This window comes from Micromonospora sp. NPDC005194, assembly GCF_040608335.1.
In the GTDB taxonomy this organism is placed as follows: Bacteria; Actinomycetota; Actinomycetes; order Mycobacteriales; family Micromonosporaceae; genus Micromonospora.
Genome location: NZ_JBEXIA010000032.1, coordinates 18,107 through 35,290, shown reverse-complemented (window position 1 = coordinate 35,290; position 17,184 = coordinate 18,107). Strand labels below are relative to the sequence as shown.

At 71.9% G+C, this 17,184-nt stretch carries 16 protein-coding genes; 7 read left to right on the top strand and 9 right to left on the bottom strand.

The window, feature by feature from the left end:
- Positions 1-3: 3 nt before the first annotated feature.
- From tal to pgl, 5 genes are all read left to right on the top strand, one after another.
- Positions 4-1,203 carry a transaldolase gene (gene tal / locus ABZU53_RS24030; protein ID WP_355067607.1) on the top strand — a complete coding sequence of 400 codons (1,200 nt, stop codon included), beginning with the start codon at positions 4-6 and terminating at the stop codon, positions 1,201-1,203.
- Positions 1,204-1,270: 67 nt separating this feature from the next.
- Positions 1,271-2,920, top strand: a complete 1,650-nt coding sequence (locus ABZU53_RS24025) for a glucose-6-phosphate isomerase (protein ID WP_354860383.1) — start codon at positions 1,271-1,273, stop codon at positions 2,918-2,920.
- Between the two features lie 63 nt (positions 2,921-2,983).
- Entirely contained in the window at positions 2,984-4,534 is a 1,551-nt protein-coding gene (gene zwf, locus ABZU53_RS24020; RefSeq protein ID WP_354860403.1) for a glucose-6-phosphate dehydrogenase, read from the top strand.
- Entirely contained in the window at positions 4,531-5,547 is a 1,017-nt protein-coding gene (locus tag ABZU53_RS24015; protein ID WP_354860381.1) for a glucose-6-phosphate dehydrogenase assembly protein OpcA, read from the top strand. The genes zwf and ABZU53_RS24015 overlap by 4 nt, the downstream gene beginning before the upstream one ends.
- Before the next feature lie 133 nt (positions 5,548-5,680).
- Complete coding sequence (pgl, locus tag ABZU53_RS24010; RefSeq protein WP_355067605.1) at positions 5,681-6,451, top strand: 6-phosphogluconolactonase; 771 nt, start codon at positions 5,681-5,683, stop codon at positions 6,449-6,451.
- A 33-nt stretch (positions 6,452-6,484) separates the two neighbouring features.
- Here pgl and ABZU53_RS24005 read toward each other — a convergent pair whose 3' ends face one another.
- From ABZU53_RS24005 to rapZ, 8 genes are all read right to left on the bottom strand, one after another.
- Positions 6,485-6,829 carry an RNA polymerase-binding protein RbpA gene (locus tag ABZU53_RS24005; protein WP_354860378.1) on the bottom strand — a complete coding sequence of 115 codons (345 nt, stop codon included), beginning with the start codon at positions 6,827-6,829 and terminating at the stop codon, positions 6,485-6,487.
- Between the two features lie 139 nt (positions 6,830-6,968).
- Positions 6,969-7,229: a preprotein translocase subunit SecG gene (secG, locus tag ABZU53_RS24000; protein WP_354860376.1), complete on the bottom strand. Its 261-nt coding sequence runs from the start codon at positions 7,227-7,229 to the stop codon at positions 6,969-6,971.
- Positions 7,230-7,324: 95 nt separating this feature from the next.
- Complete coding sequence (gene tpiA / locus ABZU53_RS23995; RefSeq protein ID WP_355067603.1) at positions 7,325-8,116, bottom strand: triose-phosphate isomerase; 792 nt, start codon at positions 8,114-8,116, stop codon at positions 7,325-7,327.
- A 2-nt stretch (positions 8,117-8,118) separates the two neighbouring features.
- The gene (locus ABZU53_RS23990; RefSeq protein WP_354860373.1) at positions 8,119-9,342 is read right to left on the bottom strand and encodes a phosphoglycerate kinase; all 1,224 of its coding nucleotides are present in this window, start codon (positions 9,340-9,342) and stop codon (positions 8,119-8,121) included.
- Entirely contained in the window at positions 9,339-10,343 is a 1,005-nt protein-coding gene (gene gap, locus ABZU53_RS23985) for a type I glyceraldehyde-3-phosphate dehydrogenase (RefSeq protein ID WP_354860371.1), read from the bottom strand. The genes ABZU53_RS23990 and gap overlap by 4 nt, the downstream gene beginning before the upstream one ends.
- A gap of 261 nt (positions 10,344-10,604) precedes the next feature.
- A complete protein-coding gene (gene whiA, locus ABZU53_RS23980; RefSeq protein WP_354860370.1) occupies positions 10,605-11,585 on the bottom strand; it encodes a DNA-binding protein WhiA in 981 nt (326 codons plus the stop codon).
- Between the two features lie 54 nt (positions 11,586-11,639).
- Complete coding sequence (locus ABZU53_RS23975) at positions 11,640-12,695, bottom strand: 2-phospho-L-lactate transferase CofD family protein (protein ID WP_355067602.1); 1,056 nt, start codon at positions 12,693-12,695, stop codon at positions 11,640-11,642.
- Positions 12,692-13,597, bottom strand: a complete 906-nt coding sequence (gene rapZ / locus ABZU53_RS23970) for an RNase adapter RapZ (protein WP_234588457.1) — start codon at positions 13,595-13,597, stop codon at positions 12,692-12,694. The genes ABZU53_RS23975 and rapZ overlap by 4 nt, the downstream gene beginning before the upstream one ends.
- Positions 13,598-13,808: 211 nt before the next feature.
- On the opposite strand from rapZ, the gene ABZU53_RS23965 reads away from it, so the two are divergent.
- Together ABZU53_RS23965 and recQ are read left to right on the top strand one after the other, a co-directional pair.
- Complete coding sequence (locus ABZU53_RS23965; RefSeq protein ID WP_354860366.1) at positions 13,809-14,144, top strand: hypothetical protein; 336 nt, start codon at positions 13,809-13,811, stop codon at positions 14,142-14,144.
- A gap of 70 nt (positions 14,145-14,214) precedes the next feature.
- Entirely contained in the window at positions 14,215-16,056 is a 1,842-nt protein-coding gene (gene recQ, locus ABZU53_RS23960) for a DNA helicase RecQ (protein ID WP_354860365.1), read from the top strand.
- A gap of 60 nt (positions 16,057-16,116) precedes the next feature.
- Here recQ and ABZU53_RS23955 read toward each other — a convergent pair whose 3' ends face one another.
- A complete protein-coding gene (locus ABZU53_RS23955; protein WP_355067600.1) occupies positions 16,117-16,776 on the bottom strand; it encodes a C39 family peptidase in 660 nt (219 codons plus the stop codon).
- Between the last annotated feature and the right edge of the window lie 408 nt (positions 16,777-17,184).

Here is a 17,184-nt window from a genome sequence, read left to right as displayed (position 1 = left end):
GGCATGACGGACAAGCTGAATGAGCTCACCGCCGCGGGTGTGGCGGTGTGGCTCGATGATCTTTCCCGGGTACGTTTGAGCTCCGGCGGGCTGGACAAGCTCCGCCGTGAGAAGCACGTCGCGGGCGTCACCACCAACCCGACGATCTTCGCGAAGGCGTTGAGCGACGCCGACGAGTACAACTGGCAGTTGCGCGACCTGGCCATCCGTGGCGTGGACGTGGAAGAGGCCGTACGGATGCTCACCACGTACGACGTACGGTGGGCCTGCGACGTGATGCGCCCGTCGTACGACGGCAGCGCAGGCGTGGACGGCCGGGTCTCGATCGAGGTGGACCCGCGCAGCGCGCACGACGCGGACAAGACGGTCGCCGAGGCCAAGGCGCTGTGGTGGCTGGTCGACCGGCCCAACCTCTTCATCAAGATCCCGGCCACCGAGGAGGGCCTGTCGGCGATCACCGACACGCTCGCCGAGGGGATCAGCGTCAACGTGACGCTGATCTTCGGTCTGGACCGCTACTCGGCGGTCATGGAGGCTTTCCTGACCGGTCTGGAGCAGGCCAAGGCCAACGGGCACGACCTGTCGAAGATCGGCTCCGTCGCGTCGTTCTTCGTCTCCCGGGTGGACTCCGAGGTCGACAAGCGATTGGACCGGATAGCCGACAAGGCCGCCGACAGTGCGGGCAAAGAGCGCGCGCTGGGACTGAAGGGCAAGGCCGCGATCGCCAACGCCCAGCTGGCGTACGAGCGCTACACCGAGGTCTTCTCCTCGGACCGCTGGAAGGCGCTCGAGGCCGCCGGAGCGCACCCGCAGCGGCCGCTGTGGGCCTCCACCTCGACGAAGAACCCGGACTACCGGGACGTGATCTACGTCGAGGAGCTGATCGCCCCCGGCACGGTCAACACCATGCCGGAGTCGGTCATCCACGCGTACGCCGATCACGGCGAGACGCGCGGCGACACCATCACCGGCGCCTACGACGCGGCCCGGAAGGTCTTCGCGGACCTGGAGTCGGTCGGGGTGGACATGGCCGACGTGATCGCCACCCTGGAGCGCGAGGGCGTGGAGAAGTTCGAGGCGAGCTGGCAGGAGCTGCTCGACGGCGTCCGCAAGTCGCTGGAGGCGGCCGGCAGCGGCAAGGGTGCTCCGAACAAGGCGGCCAAGGGCAACGCGAACGCCGCCGCGAAGGCGGGTGGCGCGTGAGCGAGCGAATCGGCAAGCCCAGCGCGAAGGTGCCTCATGGCGGCACGCAGCGAAGCGGAGTGGCGGCATGAGCGATCTTCTTGCAGGGCCGGTGGAGGCAGCCGCCGGGCTCGCTGTGTACGGCGCGGACGCGGTCGACAAGTCCGCGCCCGCCTCGACCCGGGAGGCGCTGGTCAAGGCCGGCGTCCCCGGCAGGCTGGCCGCCAAGGACGCAAGCCTGTGGGGCCCGGACGCCGAGGCCGAGGCGAAGGTCCGGCTCGGCTGGGTGGACACCCACCGGCGCAGCCGGGAGCTGCTGGTGCAGCTCGCCGAGCTGACCGCGGAGCTGGCCGACCTGGACCACGTGGTGCTCGCCGGTATGGGCGGCTCGTCGCTCGCCCCCGAGGTGATCACGCGGACCCTGGGCCGGCCGTTGACCGTGCTGGACACCACCGACCCGGGCCAGGTCCGGGCGGCCCTGGGTGACCGGCTGGAGCGCACCGTGGTGGTCGTCGCCAGCAAGTCCGGCTCGACGGTGGAGACCGACAGCCACCGTCGCGCCTACTGGCAGGCGTTCCTGGACGCCGGGATGACCGAGGCGGAGGCCGGCCGGCACTTCGTCATCGTCACCGACCCGGGTTCGCCGCTGGAGGCCACCGCGGCCGAGATGGGCGCGTTCACCGTGCTCGCCGACCCGAACGTGGGCGGCCGGTACTCGGCGCTGACCGCGTTCGGGCTGGTGCCGTCCGCGCTGGCCGGTGTCGAGGTCGCCGAGCTGATCGACCAGGCCGACGCGTTGGCCGAGTCGCTCGGCTCCGACCGCGACAACCCGGCGCTGGCGCTGGGCGCCGCGTTGGGTGCCGCGGCCACGCTGGCCCGCGACAAGGTCGCCCTGGTGTCCGACGGCACCGGCATCGACGGCCTGGGTGACTGGGCCGAGCAGTTGATCGCCGAGTCGACCGGCAAGGCCGGAGTGGGCATCCTGCCCGTCGTGGTCGAGTCCCCGCAGAGCCCCGGCGCCACCGGGCCGGACGTGCTGACCGTCAGCTACGGCGGCGCGCTGGCCCCCGGTGACGTGCCGGGCGGCGGCGCCGACCCGGACGTGGCCGTCAACGGCCCGCTCGGCGCGCAGTTCCTGGCCTGGGAGTACGCCACCGCGGTGGCCGGCGTGGTGCTCGGCATCGACCCGTTCAACCAGCCGAACGTCACCGAGTCCAAGGAGAACACCAACAAGATCCTGGCCTCGGGCCTGCCGGCGGAGACGCCGTCGTTCACCGAGGGCGCGATCGAGGTGTACGCGCCGCAGGGCGCGCCCGGTGACCTGGCCGGCGTGCTGCGCTGGCTGCTCGACGGTCTCGGCGACGACGGTTACCTGGCCGTCATGGCGTACCTGGACCGCTTCGCCGACGCCGACGCGGCCCGGCTGCGGCCGCTGCTGGCCGGCGCGTCCGGTCGGCCGGTCACCTTCGGCTGGGGGCCGCGGTTCCTGCACTCCACCGGCCAGTACCACAAGGGCGGCCCGCAGGTGGGCAGCTTCCTGCAGGTGACCGGCGCGGTCACCGAGGACCTGGCGGTGCCGGGCAAGCCGTACACCTTCGGTGAGTTGCAGGCGGCACAGGCCGCCGGCGACCGGCAGGCCCTCGCGGGTCGGAAGCGGCCGCTGCTGCGGCTGCACCTGACCGACCGGGCAACCGGCGTCGCCCAACTACTCGACGCGGCCGGTGAGCTGCGGGCGTGAGGATGGACGCTGTGACAGAAGCGGAAGCGAGGGAGCACCGTGAGCGCGAGGAGTGAACCGGGGTTGCGAGCCCCGGAGGCGCGAACCGAAGGTGGCTCGACGAACCCGCTACGCGACCCGCAGGACCGCCGGTTGCCCCGGATCCCCGAGCCGTGCGCTCTGGTGATCTTCGGGGTGACCGGCGACCTGGCCCGCAAGAAGCTGCTCCCGGCGGTCTACGACCTGGCGAACCGGGGCCTGCTGCCGCCCGGTTTCGTGGTCCTCGGCTTCGCCCGCCGCGACTGGGGTGACGGCGACTTCGAGACCCTCGCGTGCGAGGCGGCGAAGAAGCACGCCCGTACCCCGTGGCGGGACGAGGTGTGGGCGCGACTGGCCGGCAACATCAAGTTCGTCGGCGGGTCGTTCGACGACGACGCGGCCTTCGACCAGCTCGCCTCGACGCTGGACGACCTGCGGCAGAGTCACGGCATCGCCGGCAACGCGGCGTTCTACTTCTCCATCCCCCCGGCCGCGTTCCCCGTCGTGCTCAAGCAACTGGCCCGCACCGGGATGGCCGACAACGAGAAGTCCGGCGGTTGGCGCCGGGTGGTGGTGGAGAAGCCGTTCGGTAACGACCTGCCGTCGGCGAAGGCGCTCAACGACCTCGTCGACGACGTGTTCACCCGCCAGGACGTCTTCCGGATCGACCACTACCTGGGCAAGGAGACCGTCCAGAACATCCTGGCCCTGCGGTTCGCCAACAACCTGTTCGAGCCGCTGTGGAACTCGAAGTACGTCGACTCGGTGCAGATCACCATGGCCGAGGACGTCGGCATCGGCAGCCGGGCCGGCTTCTACGACACCGTCGGCACCGCCCGTGACGTGCTGCAGAACCACCTGCTCCAACTCCTGGCGCTGGTGGCCATGGAGGAGCCGACGAGCTTCGACGCCGACGAGATCCGCGCCGAGAAGCTGAAGGTGCTCAAGGCCATCACCCTGCCGAAGGACGTCGCCCGGGACACCGTCCGCGGCCAGTACCTGCCCGGCTGGGTCGGCGGCGAACGCGCGGTCGGTTACCGGGAGGAGCAGGGCGTACCCCCCGACTCCACCACGGAGACGTACGTGGCGGTGCGGCTCGGCATCCAGAACCGGCGCTGGGCCGAGGTGCCGTTCTACATCCGGGCCGGCAAGCGGCTGCCCCGGCGGGTCACCGAGGTCGCCATCATGTTCAAGAAGGCGCCGCACCTGCCGTTCAACGACGCCGACATGGAGTCGCTGGGCAACAACCAGCTCGTCATCCGGGTGCAGCCGGACGAGGGCGTGGTGCTCAAGTTCGGCTCGAAGGTGCCGGGCACCACCATGGAGGTCCGCGACATCGCGATGGACTTCCAGTACGGCGAGGCGTTCACGGAGTCCAGCCCGGAGGCGTACGAGCGGCTGGTGCTGGACGTGCTGATCGGGGACCGCACCCTGTTCCCGGACGCGGCCGAGGTCGAGCAGAGCTGGCAGGTGATCGACCCGCTGGAGCACGCCTGGGAGGGCACCACGCCGGAGCCGTACCGCGCCGGCGAGTGGGGGCCGCGGGCGGCCGACGAGATGCTGGCCCGCGAGGGCCGCGCTTGGAGAAGAGCATGATCGGGCTGTGGGACACCACCGGCAACGAGGTGGTCAAGGCGCTGGCTGCCGAGCGGCGCAGCGCCGGTGGTGTGGCCAGCGGCATGGCGCTCACCCTCATCGTGGTGGTGGACGAGAAGCGGGTCCGCGAGGCGGAGGCGGCGGCGACCATCGCCGCCGCCGCCCACCCGTGCCGGCTGGTGGTCGTGGTCCGCTCCGACATCGAGCGGGAACGCAACCGACTGGACGCGGAGATCGTGGTCGGTGGCCGACTCGGCCCCTGCGAGGCGGTGGTCACCCGGTTGTACGGGCGGCTCGCCCTGCACGCGGAGTCGGTGGTGATGCCGCTGCTGGTGCCGGACGTGCCGGTGGTCACCTGGTGGCACGGCGAACCGCCGGCGGAGATCGCCACCGACTTCCTCGGGGTGGTCGCCGACCGGAGGATCACCGACACGGCGCAGGCCACGGACCCGGTGGAGGCGCTGCGGCAGCGCGCCCGGGACTACGCCCCGGGTGACACCGACCTGGCGTGGACCCGGATCACCCCGTGGCGGACCCTGGTCGCCGGGGCGTTCGACACCACCGAGGCGAAGGTCACCGAGGCGACCGTCGTCGCGCCGCCCACCGACCCGACGGCGGCGCTGATGGTCGGCTGGCTGTCCAGCCGGCTGGGCATCACCCCGCGCCGGGTCGACACCAACGAGTTCCCCCGGATGCGGGAGGTGCAGTTGACCTGCGCCAACGGCGACCGCCTGACGCTGACCCGCGAGGACAGCCTGGCGGTGTTCCGGCGGACCGGTCAGGACGACCGGGCCCTGCCGCTGGTCCGTCGGCCGCTCGGCGACGAGTTGGCCGAGGAGCTGCGCCGGCTGGACGCGGACCAGGTGTACGCGGAGGCGCTGGGCGCGACCGCCGGGCTGCGGGGTCTGGAACAGCGCCCCCCGCAGCGGGTGCACGTCTGGAAGGATCCGGCCACGGCCCAGCGCGCCGAGGCCGGGGTCACCGCGCACACCGGCACGAGCGGCGAGAGCTGAGCCGGAACGTCCGCAGCACGACGAACGGGAGGGCCGGGATGGTTCCGGCCCTCCACCGGAGCACCTCTGGGCGTACGGCCCGGAGACGACGCGACAGCGACCGCCCAGCGGTCGGGAAACGAAGGCACAACCCATGAGTGAGGCGAGTGTCGCCGTCCACGCCGACGCCGACCTGCTGGCGCAGGCCGTGGCGGCCCGGCTGCTGGTGAAGTTGCTCGACGCCCAGGCCGACCGGGGCGAGGCCGCGATGGTGCTCACCGGTGGGCGCGTCGCCGCGGCCGTGTACCGGGCGGTGGCGCAGTTGCCGGCCCGCGACGCGGTGGACTGGTCCCGGGTCGACGTGTGGTGGGGTGACGAGCGGTTCCTGCCCGCCGGCGACCCGGAGCGCAACGAGACCCAGGCCCGCGCCGCCCTGCTGGACGTGGTGCCGCTGGACCCGGCCCGGGTGCATCCCATGCCGGCCTCCGACGGCCCGGCCGGCAACGACCCCGAGGCGGCCGCCGCCGCGTACGCCGACGAGTTGGCCCGCGCCGCCCGGCCGGGGCACGCCGCGCTGCCGCACTTCGACGTGCTGATGCTGGGTGTCGGCGAGGACGGGCACGTCGCGTCGGTCTTCCCCGGGCACCCGGTGCACTACGAGACGCGGCCGGTCAGCGCGGTGCGGGGCAGCCCGAAGCCGCCGCCGGTGCGGACCACGCTCACCCTGTCGGCGATCAACACCGCCGAGGAGGTCTGGCTGGTGGCCGGCGGCGCCGACAAGGCACGTGCGGTGGGCATGGCGCTGGCCGGCGCCGGCCCGGTGCAGCTGCCGGCCGCCGGGGTGCACGGCGTGGACCGTACCCGCTGGCTGCTGGACCGCGCGGCGGCCGCTGACGTGCCCGCCCGGCTGCGTAGCCTGCGCTGAACGACGGGAAGGGCCCCCACGCGGGGCCCTTGCCTAACTTTCGCCCCGGCGGCGGCGCAGCGCGGCGAGCGCCTCCGCCAGCAGCGCCTCGCCCTCCTCGGCGGTACGCCGCTCCTTCACGTACGCCAGGTGGCTCTTGTAGGGCTCGGCGCGGACCCGTCCGGGCGGGTTCTGCGCGTCCAGACCGGCGGGGAGCCCGCAGCGGGGGCAGTCCCACAGCGGCGGCGCCGTGGCGTCGGCCGCGATCCGGATGTCGGTCTGGTGGTCGTTGCGACACCAGTAGGTGACGTCCTGTCGGGGTGCGGGTTGGTGCCGCTCGTCCGGGCGCATGGGTGCGGACCCGACGCGGGCGCCGCGGATGACGTTGCCACTGGGCACGGCTGCTCGCTCCTGTCGTCGGAGGGGACCCGCCGCCGTCGGGGATGGGCGGCGGGCGACGCGGTGCAGCGGAGAAAAGACTGCGCGCGGCCCGTCGAGTGACGGACCGCGCGCAGATTGTACGACTTCGCGGGCCTGCTCAGGAGCCGCTGTTCAACTGGAGACGGAGCCAGAGCCCCAGCCCGACGATCGCCGCGAACCAGACGACACCCACCAGAACGGTGTAACGGTCCAGGTTCTTCTCGGCCACCGAGGAGCCGGCGAGGCTGGAGCTGACGCCACCGCCGAACATGCTCGACAACCCGCCACCCTTACCGCGGTGCAGCAGGATGAGCATGGTGAGCAGGATGCTCGTGATGACCAGCAACACGATCAACGTGTATGCGAACCAGATCGGCATGGCTGGGGGCAGTCCTCTCGTAGCGATCCTCGCCCGGACAGGTCGGGCACGGTGGCACCGGCCGGTGGACGGGCGGTGTCCAGGATAGCGAGCGATCAGCGAGCGATGTGCTCGGGGAACCGGCAGATCTGCGCGAATTCTTCCGCGTCCAGGCTGGCGCCGCCCACCAGGCCCCCGTCCACGTCCGGCTGAGCCATGATCGAGGCGACGTTGGACGCCTTGACCGACCCGCCGTAGAGGATCCGAACCGCGTCGGCGGTCTCGGCGTCGAAGCGCTCCGCCAGCCGCCGGCGGACCGCACCGCAGACCTCCTGGGCGTCCTCGGGCGTCGCGGTCTTGCCGGTGCCGATCGCCCAGACCGGCTCGTACGCGATGACGACCTGGCGCACCTGCTCGGCGGTGAGCCCGGCGAGGCCCCCGTCGAGCTGGTCGGCGCAGTGCGCCACGTGGGTGCCCTGCTCGCGGATGTCCAGCCCCTCCCCCACGCAGAGGATCGGGGTCAGGCCGTGCGTGAGCGCCGCCTTCACCTTCGCGTTGACCAACCCGTCGTCCTCGTGGTGGTAGGCCCGCCGCTCGGAGTGCCCGACCACCACGTACGTGCAGCCGAGCTTGGCGAGCATCACGCCGGAGATGTCCCCGGTGTACGCGCCCGCCGTGTGCGGGGAGAGGTCCTGCCCGCCGTAGCCGATCAGCAGCTTGTCGCCGTCCACCGCCGTCTGCACGGTGCGCAGGGCGGTGAACGGCGGCAGCACGACCGTCTCGACCTCGGTGAGCTGCTTCTCGGTGAGGCTCGCGGCCAGCTTCTGCACGAGCAGGTTGGCCTCGAGGTGGTTGAGGTTCATCTTCCAGTTGCCGGCCATCAACGGCCGGCGGGTCGTGCTCGCCATGCTCAGTTCTCCAGGGCCGCGATGCCGGGGAGGGTCTTGCCCTCCAGGTACTCCAGGGAGGCGCCACCGCCGGTGGAGATGTGCCCGAACGCCTTCTCATCCAGGCCGAGGAGCCGGATCGCGGCCGCCGAGTCACCGCCGCCGACCACGCTGAACGCGTCGGAATCGGCGATGGCCTCGGCGACGCCCCGGGTGCCCGCGGCGAAGGGCGCCATCTCGAACACGCCCATCGGCCCGTTCCAGAAGATCGTCCGCGCGTTCCCGGGATCTCCACATGCGGAGGTCTTCAGGGCGGCGGCGAAGCCGGCGACCGTTTCCGGGCCGATGTCCAGCCCGATCCGGTGGCTCGGGATGCCGTCCGCCGGGAAGACGTCGTGATCGGCGTCCGGGGAGAAGGCGGTCGCGGCCACCACGTCGACCGGCAGCATGATCTTGCCCTCGGAGCGCTCCAGGAGGTTGCGGCAGGTCTCCACCATCTCCTCCTCCAGCAGCGAGGTGCCCACCTCGTGGCCCTGGGCCTTGAGGAACGTGAAGCACATCCCGCCGCCGATGAGCAGCCGGTCGACCTTCGGCAGCAGCGCCTCGATCACCGCCAGCTTGTCGGAGACCTTGGAACCACCCAGCACCACGACGTACGGGCGCTCCGGGTCGCCGGCCAGCTTGCCGAGCACCTCGACCTCGCGCAGCACCAGCCGGCCGGCCACGTGCGGCAGCCGCGCCGGCACGTCGTACACGCTGGCGTGCTTGCGGTGCACGGCGCCGAACGCGTCGTCGACGTACGCGTCGCCGAACGCGGCGAGCTGGTCGGCGAAGGCGCCCCGCTCGGCCTCGTCCTTGCTGGTCTCACCGGCGTTGAAACGCAGGTTCTCCAGCAGGGCGACCTGGCCGTCGGCCAGGCCCGCGACGGTGGAGCGGGCCGAGTCGCCGACCGTGTCGGTGGCGAAGTGCACCGGAGCGCCGAGCAGCTCACCGAGCCGCCCGGCGACCGGGCTCAGGCTGAACTGCGGGTCCGGCGTGCCCTTCGGGCGGCCCAGGTGCGAGCAGACGACCACCTTCGCGCCGGCCTCGACCAGCGCGCCGAGCGTCGGCAGCACCGCGCGGATGCGTCCGTCATCAGTGATCGCACCGGTCTGCTTGTCGAGCGGGACGTTCAGGTCGGCGCGCACCAGCACGCGCCGACCCGACACCCCCTCGGCGAGCAGGTCGTCGAGGGTCCGGATGCTCACAGCGACGAACCGACCAGCTTGACCAGGTCGACCAGGCGGTTGGAGTAGCCCCACTCGTTGTCGTACCAGCCGACGACCTTGACCTGGTTGCCGACGACCTTGGTCAGCGGCGCGTCGAAGATGCACGACGCCGGGTCGGTGACGATGTCGGTGGAGACGATCGGGTCCTCGTTGTAGACGAGGATGCCCTTGAGCGGGCCGTCCGCGGCGGCCTTCAGCGCGGCGTTGACCTCGTCCACGGTGGTCTCACGACCCACGGTGACGGTGAGGTCGGTGACCGAGCCGGTCGGGATCGGCACCCGCAGCGCGTACCCGTCGAGCTTGCCCTTCAGGTCCGGCAGCACCAGGCCGATGGCCTTCGCGGCACCGGTCGAGGTCGGCACGATGTTCAGCGCGGCGGCCCGGGCGCGGCGCAGGTCGGAGTGCGGGGCGTCCTGCAGGTTCTGGTCCTGGGTGTACGCGTGGATCGTCGTCATCAGACCGTGCTGGATGCCGAACGTGTCGTGCAGGACCTTCGCCATCGGCGCGAGGCAGTTGGTGGTGCACGAGGCGTTGGAGATGATGGTGTGCTTCGCCGGGTCGTAGGTGTCGTGGTTGACACCCATGACGACGGTGACGTCCTCGTTCTTCGCCGGAGCGGAGATGATGACCTTCTTGGCGCCGCCGTCGACGTGCGCCTTGGCCTTGGTGGCGTCGGTGAAGAAGCCGGTCGACTCGATGACGACGTCCGCGCCGACCTCACCCCACGGCAGCGCCGCCGGGTCCTTCTCGGCGTACGCCTTGATGGTCTTGCCACCGACGGTGATCTCGTCGGCGGTGGCCTTGACCTCGAACGGCAGGCGACCGAGGATGCTGTCGTACTTGAGCAGGTGGGCGAGCGTGCCGTTGTCGGTCAGGTCGTTCACCGCCACGACCTCGATGTCGGCGTCGGACGCCAGCACTGCCCGGAAGAAGTTCCGGCCGATTCGGCCGAAGCCGTTGATGCCAACCCGGATGGTCACAGGTCCCATCTCCTCGCGTTCTGGTCTGCCGGCTTCAGACAACGGGCCGGCGGAGTGGTGTGCGCCGACCGTTGGAGCCGGCCGTTGACGGTTCGTCTCGGCACCCCGCCGCGGTCTGAGGACCTGACCGCCCGAGGCGGTAAGCACGACGAGGAGTGCCCGTGTCGGCCCCCTTGCCGTACTCAGCGACCTTATCCGAGCGCGTGAGACCACGCCGCGCCGGGTCGTGCTCCCGGCGCACCGTACGGCCCCACCGTCCTATCAGACCACGAGCATGTCGGGCGTGACGGCCGCTTCGGTATCCGGGATGCCGAGGTCCCGGGCCCGCTTGTCAGCCAGCGCGAGCAGACGGCGGATCCGTCCGGCGATGGCGTCCTTGGTCAGCGGAGGCTCGGCCAGCGCGCCCAGCTCCTCCAGCGACGCCTGCCGGTGCTCCAGGCGCAGCCGCCCGGCGTCGGTGAGGTGGTTGGGCGCCTCCTCGGCCAGGATCTCCAGCGCCCGGGTCACCCGGGCGGCGGCGGCGACGGCGGCGCGCGCCGAGCGGCGCAGGTTGGCGTCGTCGAAGTTGGCCAGCCGGTTGGCGGTGGCCCGCACCTCGCGGCGGACCCGGCGCTCCTCCCAGGCCAGCACGCTGGAGTGCGCGCCGATGCGGGTGAGCAGCGCCGCGATCGCGTCGCCGTCCTTGACCACCACCCGGTCCACCCCGCGCACCTCGCGGTTCTTCGCGGTGATGCCGATCCGCCGGGCCGCGCCGACCAGCGCCAGCGCCGACTCCGGCCCCGGGCAGGTGATCTCCAGCGCGCTGGAGCGGCCGGGCTCGGTGAGCGAGCCGTGCGCCATGAACGCGCCCCGCCATGCCGAGACCGCGCAGCAGACGTTGGCCGCCACCACGTGCGGAGGCAGCCCGCGCACCGGCCGGCCGCGCACGTCCAGCAGGCCGGTCTGCCGTGCGAGCGCCTCACCGTCCTTGACCACGCGGACGATGAAGTGGCTGCCCTTGCGCAGCCCACCGGACGCCAGCACGTGGATCTCGCTGGGGTAGCCGTAGACCTCGGCGATCTCCCGGCGCAACCGACGCGCCACCGCGCCGGTGTCCAGCTCAGCCTCCACCACCACCCGGCCGGAGACGATGTGCAGCCCGCCGGCGAAGCGCAGCAGCGCCGCCATCTCCGCCCGCCGACAGCAGGGCTTGGGCACGTCGACCCGACTCAGCTCGTCCTTGACCGCAGCCGTCATCGCCATTGTGCGTCCCCTCACGGACCTGTTCCGGCGTGTCGCCGGAGATTACGTACGTGTCTAACGATCGGCGCCCAGGACAGGCACCAGCGCGGCGCCCAGGGCAGCCGGATCATGGCGGGGAGTGCCGTCGATGACGGCGACGGGGGCGAGGACCAGGCGGGCACCCAGCGATTCTGCCGCACGTTCGACCGGTTCAGGGTCACCCACCGCCTTGGCGTCCGCGAGCACGAGATCAACCTTGAGCTCGGGCAGGTACCAGCGCAACGCCGCCAGATGGTCGGCGACCGAGAGGCCGAGGGTCTCCTTCTCCGCGGCCAGGTTCAGCGTGACCAGCCGCCGGGCCGAGCTGGACACGATCGCGTCGGCCAGCTGCGGCACCAGCAGGTGCGGCAGCACACTCGTGTACCAGCTGCCCGGCCCGAAGATCAACCAGTCCGCCGCAGCGATCGCCGCCAGGGCCTCGGCGCAGGCCGCCGGGGCGGCCGGGGTGAGGCGCAGCGACTCGACCCGCCCGGTGGTGACCGCCACCTGGTGCTGACCGCGTACGGTGCGCACCTCGTCGGGGGCGCTCGGGTCGGCGCCGCGCACCCGCGCCTCGATGCCGACCGGCTGGCGCGACATCGGCAGGACCCGGCCGACCGTGCCGAGCATGGCCCCGGCGTGTTCCAGCGCGGCCACCGGGTCGCCGAGCAGCTCCATGAGACCGCAGAGCACCAGGTTGCCCACCGCGTGCCCGGCCAGGCCGTCGGTGCGCGCCGTCGTCGGGTCCGCGCCGCGCGGCTCCGGGCCGCCCGCCGCCGCCGGGTCCGCGTCGGTCCCGCCGTCCGGGGGTACGCCGAGCGCCGGCACGGCGGCGAAGCGGTGCTGGAACAGCCCGGCGCTGCGTCGCGTGGCGGGGTGGTCTCCGGCCAGCGCCACCAGCGCCTGGCGCAGGTCACCCGGGGGCAGGCCGCCCCGTTCGGCGCGCAGCCGGCCGCTGGAACCGCCGTCGTCACCGACCGTGACCACCGCGGTGATGTCCAGGTCGAGTTCGGGGGCGCAGTGACGCAGCGCACGCAGCGACGCGGACAACCCGTGCCCTCCGCCGAACGCGACCACCCGACGCGCCGTCATTCCCGCCCCAGGTCGCGGTGCTGCGCGTTGGCGGCCAGCCCCGACTGGCGCAGCCGACCGGCCAGCTCCTCGGCGATGGCCACGCTGCGGTGTTTGCCGCCGGTGCAGCCCACGGCGACCGTCAGGTACCGCTTGCCCTCCCGCTCGAACCCGGTGGTGGTGGCGTTGACCAGGTCGGCGTACGAGGCGACGAAGGCGTCCGCGCCCTCCTGACCCAGCACGTACGCGCTGACCGCCTCCTCCCGCCCGGTGTGCTCGCGCAGCTCCGGCACCCAGTACGGGTTGGGCAGGAACCGGGCGTCCAGCACGAAGTCGGCGTCCGGCGGCAGGCCGTACTTGAAGCCGAACGACAGCACGGTGACCCGCAGCCGGCGGGCGTCCTCGCCGCCGAACAGCTCCTCGATGCGCCGGCGCAGCTGGTTGACGTTCAGGTGGCTGGTGTCGATGATCACGTCGGCCTGGTCGCGGGCCTCCTCCAACAGCCCGCGCTCCACGGCGATGCCGTCGGCCAGCCGCCCGTCGCCCTGCAACGGGTGCGAACGCCGAACACTCTCGAAACGCCGGATCAGCACCTCGTCGTCGGCGTCGACGAACACCACCCGCGGCGAGAAACCCCGCTCCTTCAGCTCGCGGATCGCCCCGGCCAGGTCGGTGGAGAAGGCCCGCGAGCGCACGTCCAGGACCATGGCCGTACGCCGGGCCGCGCCGCCGGCCTTGAACGCCAACTCGGCCATGTCGAGCATGAGCGCCTGTGGCAGGTTGTCCACGACGTAGTAGCCGACGTTCTCCAACGCCCGGGCGACGGTGCTGCGACCACCACCGGACAGCCCGGTGACCACCACCAGGGTGGTCTCCGACTCGGCCGCCGGCTGCCCGTCACCGGCTGTGTGCGCCTCGCTCACCCGTACCCCCAAGCCGTGGCGCCGCGGCCGCCATCGGCCGCGATTGGTCAATCAGCGACTCTATCCCGCCGGCCGGCGTCGGGTCGGGCGCGTCCGCACCCGGGGACCGCGGGTCGCCCTCCCGACAGCCTCCGCCCTTGATGACGATCAGTAATCGTCTATACGCTCCTCGTGATCGCCGCAGGTCAAGGCCGACATCTGGGAGGGTGCGATGCACGATCTGGCGGACAAGAACAAGTACGTCGGTTTCCTGTTCATGCGGATCAGTCCGGAGTATTTCGCCCTCGGCCGGGAGGGCATCCACGAGGTCTCCGCCGAGCACGCCCGGGATCTGGGCCGCTTCGCCAAGCAGCTCACCCACGTCGTCTGCACCGGGGTCAACGGGAAGTACGACCAGGTGACGATGGTGGAGGCCGACACCCTCGAGGAGATCAACGCCGCGGCCACCGCGTTCCGGATGGGGGCCAAGGCCCGCTACATCGAGATCGTCGACATCGTCGTCGGGATGAAGGCCCCGCCGCGCGGCCTGGCCAACCGGCCCAGCTGACCGCACGCTCGTCCGGTGTGCCCGGGTGCGCCGGGCGAGCGGTGTCGGGGTCGGCTCGTAGACTCCGCGAATGGCTTCCCCCACCGACCTGCGTACCGAGGACGCGCTGCCGGTGCTGCGCCGGGTGTTCGGCTACGACGCCTTCCGCGGCTTCCAGCAGCAGGTCATCGACCATGTCGTCGCCGGTGGCGACGCGCTGGTGCTGATGCCCACCGGTGGCGGCAAGTCGCTGTGCTACCAGATCCCGGCCCTGGTCCGCGACGGTGTCGCGGTCGTCGTCTCCCCGCTGATCGCGCTCATGCAGGACCAGGTGGACGCGCTCACCGCGGTCGGTGTCCGCGCCGGCTTCCTCAACTCCACCCAGACCCTGGACGCCCGGCGGCGGGTGGAGGCCGCGTTCGTCGCCGGCGAACTGGACCTGCTCTACCTGGCGCCCGAGGCGCTCGGCGTCCGGTCCACCCTCGCCCTGCTGGACCGGGGGCGCATCTCCCTGTTCGCGATCGACGAGGCGCACTGCGTGTCCCAGTGGGGGCACGACTTCCGGCCCGACTACCTGGCGCTGTCGATGCTGCACGAGCGCTGGCCGCAGGTCCCCCGCATCGCGCTGACCGCCACCGCGACGAGCGCCACCCGCACCGAGATCGCCAGCCGGCTGGCGCTCGACGACGCGCGGCACTTCGTGGCCAGCTTCGACCGGCCCAACATCCAGTACCGGATCGTGCCCAAGCGGGAGCCCCGCAAGCAGCTGCTGGCCCTGCTGCGCGACGAGCACCCCGGCGACGCCGGCATCGTCTACTGCCTGTCGCGCGCCTCGGTGGACAAGACCGCCGAGTTCCTCGTCGCCAACGGCGTCGCCGCGCTGCCGTACCACGCCGGTCTGGACGCGGCCACCCGCGCCGCCAACCAGCAACGTTTCCTCCGCGAGGACGGCCTGGTCATGGTGGCCACCATCGCCTTCGGCATGGGCATCGACAAGCCCGACGTGCGCTTCGTCGCCCACCTCGACCTGCCCAAGTCCGTCGAGGGCTACTACCAGGAGACCGGCCGCGCCGGCCGCGACGGGCTGCCGTCCACCGCATGGCTGGCGTACGGCCTGCAGGACGTGGTCCAGCAGCGCAAGATGATCGAGACGTCCGACGGCGACCTCGCGCACCGGCGCAACCTCGCCGCACACCTGGACGCGATGCTCGCGCTCTGCGAGACGGTCCGCTGCCGACGGGTGCAGCTGCTCGAGTACTTCGGCGAGACGACCCCGACGGCCTGCGGCAACTGCGACACCTGCCTCAACCCACCGGAGTCGTGGGACGGCACCGTGGCCGCCCAGAAGCTGCTCTCCGCCGTGTTCCGCCTCGACCGCGAGCGCAACCAGCGGTTCGGCGCGGGGCACTGCATCGACATCCTGCTCGGCAAGCAGACCGACAAGATCAGCCAGTACGGTCACGACTCGCTTACCGTCTTCGGCATCGGCACGGAGTTGAGCGAGGCCGAGTGGCGGGGCGTGGTCCGGCAACTCCTCGCCGAGGGGCTGCTCGCCGTGGAGGGCGACTACGGCACCCTCGCGCTGACCGAGGCCAGCGCCGACGTGCTGGGCCGCCGCCGCACCGTCACGATGCGCCGCGAGCCGGAGCGGCCCGCGTCGAGCCGGTCGTCGAAGCCGCGCGGGTCGGCCACCGTCGTCGCCGAGCTCACCCCGGCGGCCGCGTCGGTCTTCGAGCGGCTGCGCGCCTGGCGGGCGGCCACCGCCAAGGAGCAGGGCGTCCCGGCGTACGTCATCTTCCACGACGCCACCCTCCGGCAGATCGCGGGTGACGCGCCCACCTCGCTGGCCGAGCTGTCGCGGGTCGGCGGGGTCGGCGAGAACAAGCTCGCCAAGTACGGCGAGCAGATCCTGGCCGTCCTCGCGACCGACTGACTGCATGCCGAAAGGGCCGGACCCCTGTGGTGGGGTCCGGCCCTTGTCGGTGTGTGGTTCTCAGCTGGTGGCGTAGCCGCGGGTGGCGATCCAGTCGGCGAGGTGCTCGACCGTGATGTCGTACGCGGCCGTGTTCGCATCGGCCGAATCAGCGATCCGCACAACGTCACCGTTGTCGCGGTAACCCACGACGCTGATGTAGTGCCCGCCCTCGAACGAGTGGGTGTTGCCATCAGTGTCGACGCTGGTGCCCGCGATGTTCGCCACCACCGCCCGACCGTCGTCGACGGTCTTGACGATGTCGGCGCGTAGCTGGTCGGTCTGCGTGGCGTCGGCGTCGGGCTTGCTGATCTCGACGCTGTGGTACGCGTCGTTCTTACCGGTCTCCTTGTTCAGCACCGGCGTGATGTCGTTGATGCTGTTGGTGCCGGCCTCGGTGGTGCCCATCTCCTTGGCCATGGCGTCCACGCTGATGTTCTTGCCCTGCACGGACAGGGCGTTACGGGCGGCGGCGGGGCCGCAGTAGTAGAAGTTGGGCTGGGCTTCGTAGCGCACGCCCAGCTGACGCTCACCCGAGGGCTTGCGGTCGGCCTGGGTCTGCGACGCGGGCTTGGCCTGCGACGCGGCGTAGGCGGTGGTGACGGGGCCGGCGATGGCGCCGCCGGTGAAGGCGAGGCCAGCAGCGGTCAGAGCGGTCTTACGAATCAGATCGGTACGCATGATGGCGTGCTCCTCTGCATGTGGGGGAAAACGCAACGACACACAAAAACGGGGGATGTGTGCCGAGCGGAAAAGTTCACGGGGGACCTGGCCCGGCGACCCGGGGGCCTGCACGGGGGATGTCCCAGGGGGTGGTACAACGGCCCGGGGTGGCGAGTCATTCCGCATTCCGGACCACGCCGGCCAGTGGTGCTCGGCCGTGCGGGGATGTAACCGCGGCGACCGCACGGGTGTTCCCGACGGGCCGCCACACAGGCCGGCCAATCGTGCTGCTCGGCTGTGCGGGGGTGTAACCGTGGCGGCCGGGCGGGTGTTCCCGGCGGCTGCCGCGCCACCGAAGCCTGAGGCTCGCGGCGGCATGCCAGGTATAACGAACCCGCCGGGTCCCCGATTCCGCCACCAGGGTGG

Coding starts and splice junctions, on each gene's coding strand:
- tpiA (WP_355067603.1), bottom strand. CDS start 8,116: ATGGCGAGCACGACCCGCCGGCCGTTGATGGCCGGCAACTGGAAGATG.
- ABZU53_RS24025 (WP_354860383.1), top strand. CDS start 1,271: ATGAGCGATCTTCTTGCAGGGCCGGTGGAGGCAGCCGCCGGGCTCGCT.
- pgl (WP_355067605.1), top strand. CDS start 5,681: ATGAGTGAGGCGAGTGTCGCCGTCCACGCCGACGCCGACCTGCTGGCG.
- ABZU53_RS23975 (WP_355067602.1), bottom strand. CDS start 12,695: ATGACGGCGCGTCGGGTGGTCGCGTTCGGCGGAGGGCACGGGTTGTCC.
- tal (WP_355067607.1), top strand. CDS start 4: ATGACGGACAAGCTGAATGAGCTCACCGCCGCGGGTGTGGCGGTGTGG.
- ABZU53_RS24015 (WP_354860381.1), top strand. CDS start 4,531: ATGATCGGGCTGTGGGACACCACCGGCAACGAGGTGGTCAAGGCGCTG.
- secG (WP_354860376.1), bottom strand. CDS start 7,229: ATGCCGATCTGGTTCGCATACACGTTGATCGTGTTGCTGGTCATCACG.
- ABZU53_RS23965 (WP_354860366.1), top strand. CDS start 13,809: ATGCACGATCTGGCGGACAAGAACAAGTACGTCGGTTTCCTGTTCATG.
- recQ (WP_354860365.1), top strand. CDS start 14,215: ATGGCTTCCCCCACCGACCTGCGTACCGAGGACGCGCTGCCGGTGCTG.
- whiA (WP_354860370.1), bottom strand. CDS start 11,585: ATGGCGATGACGGCTGCGGTCAAGGACGAGCTGAGTCGGGTCGACGTG.
- ABZU53_RS23955 (WP_355067600.1), bottom strand. CDS start 16,776: ATGCGTACCGATCTGATTCGTAAGACCGCTCTGACCGCTGCTGGCCTC.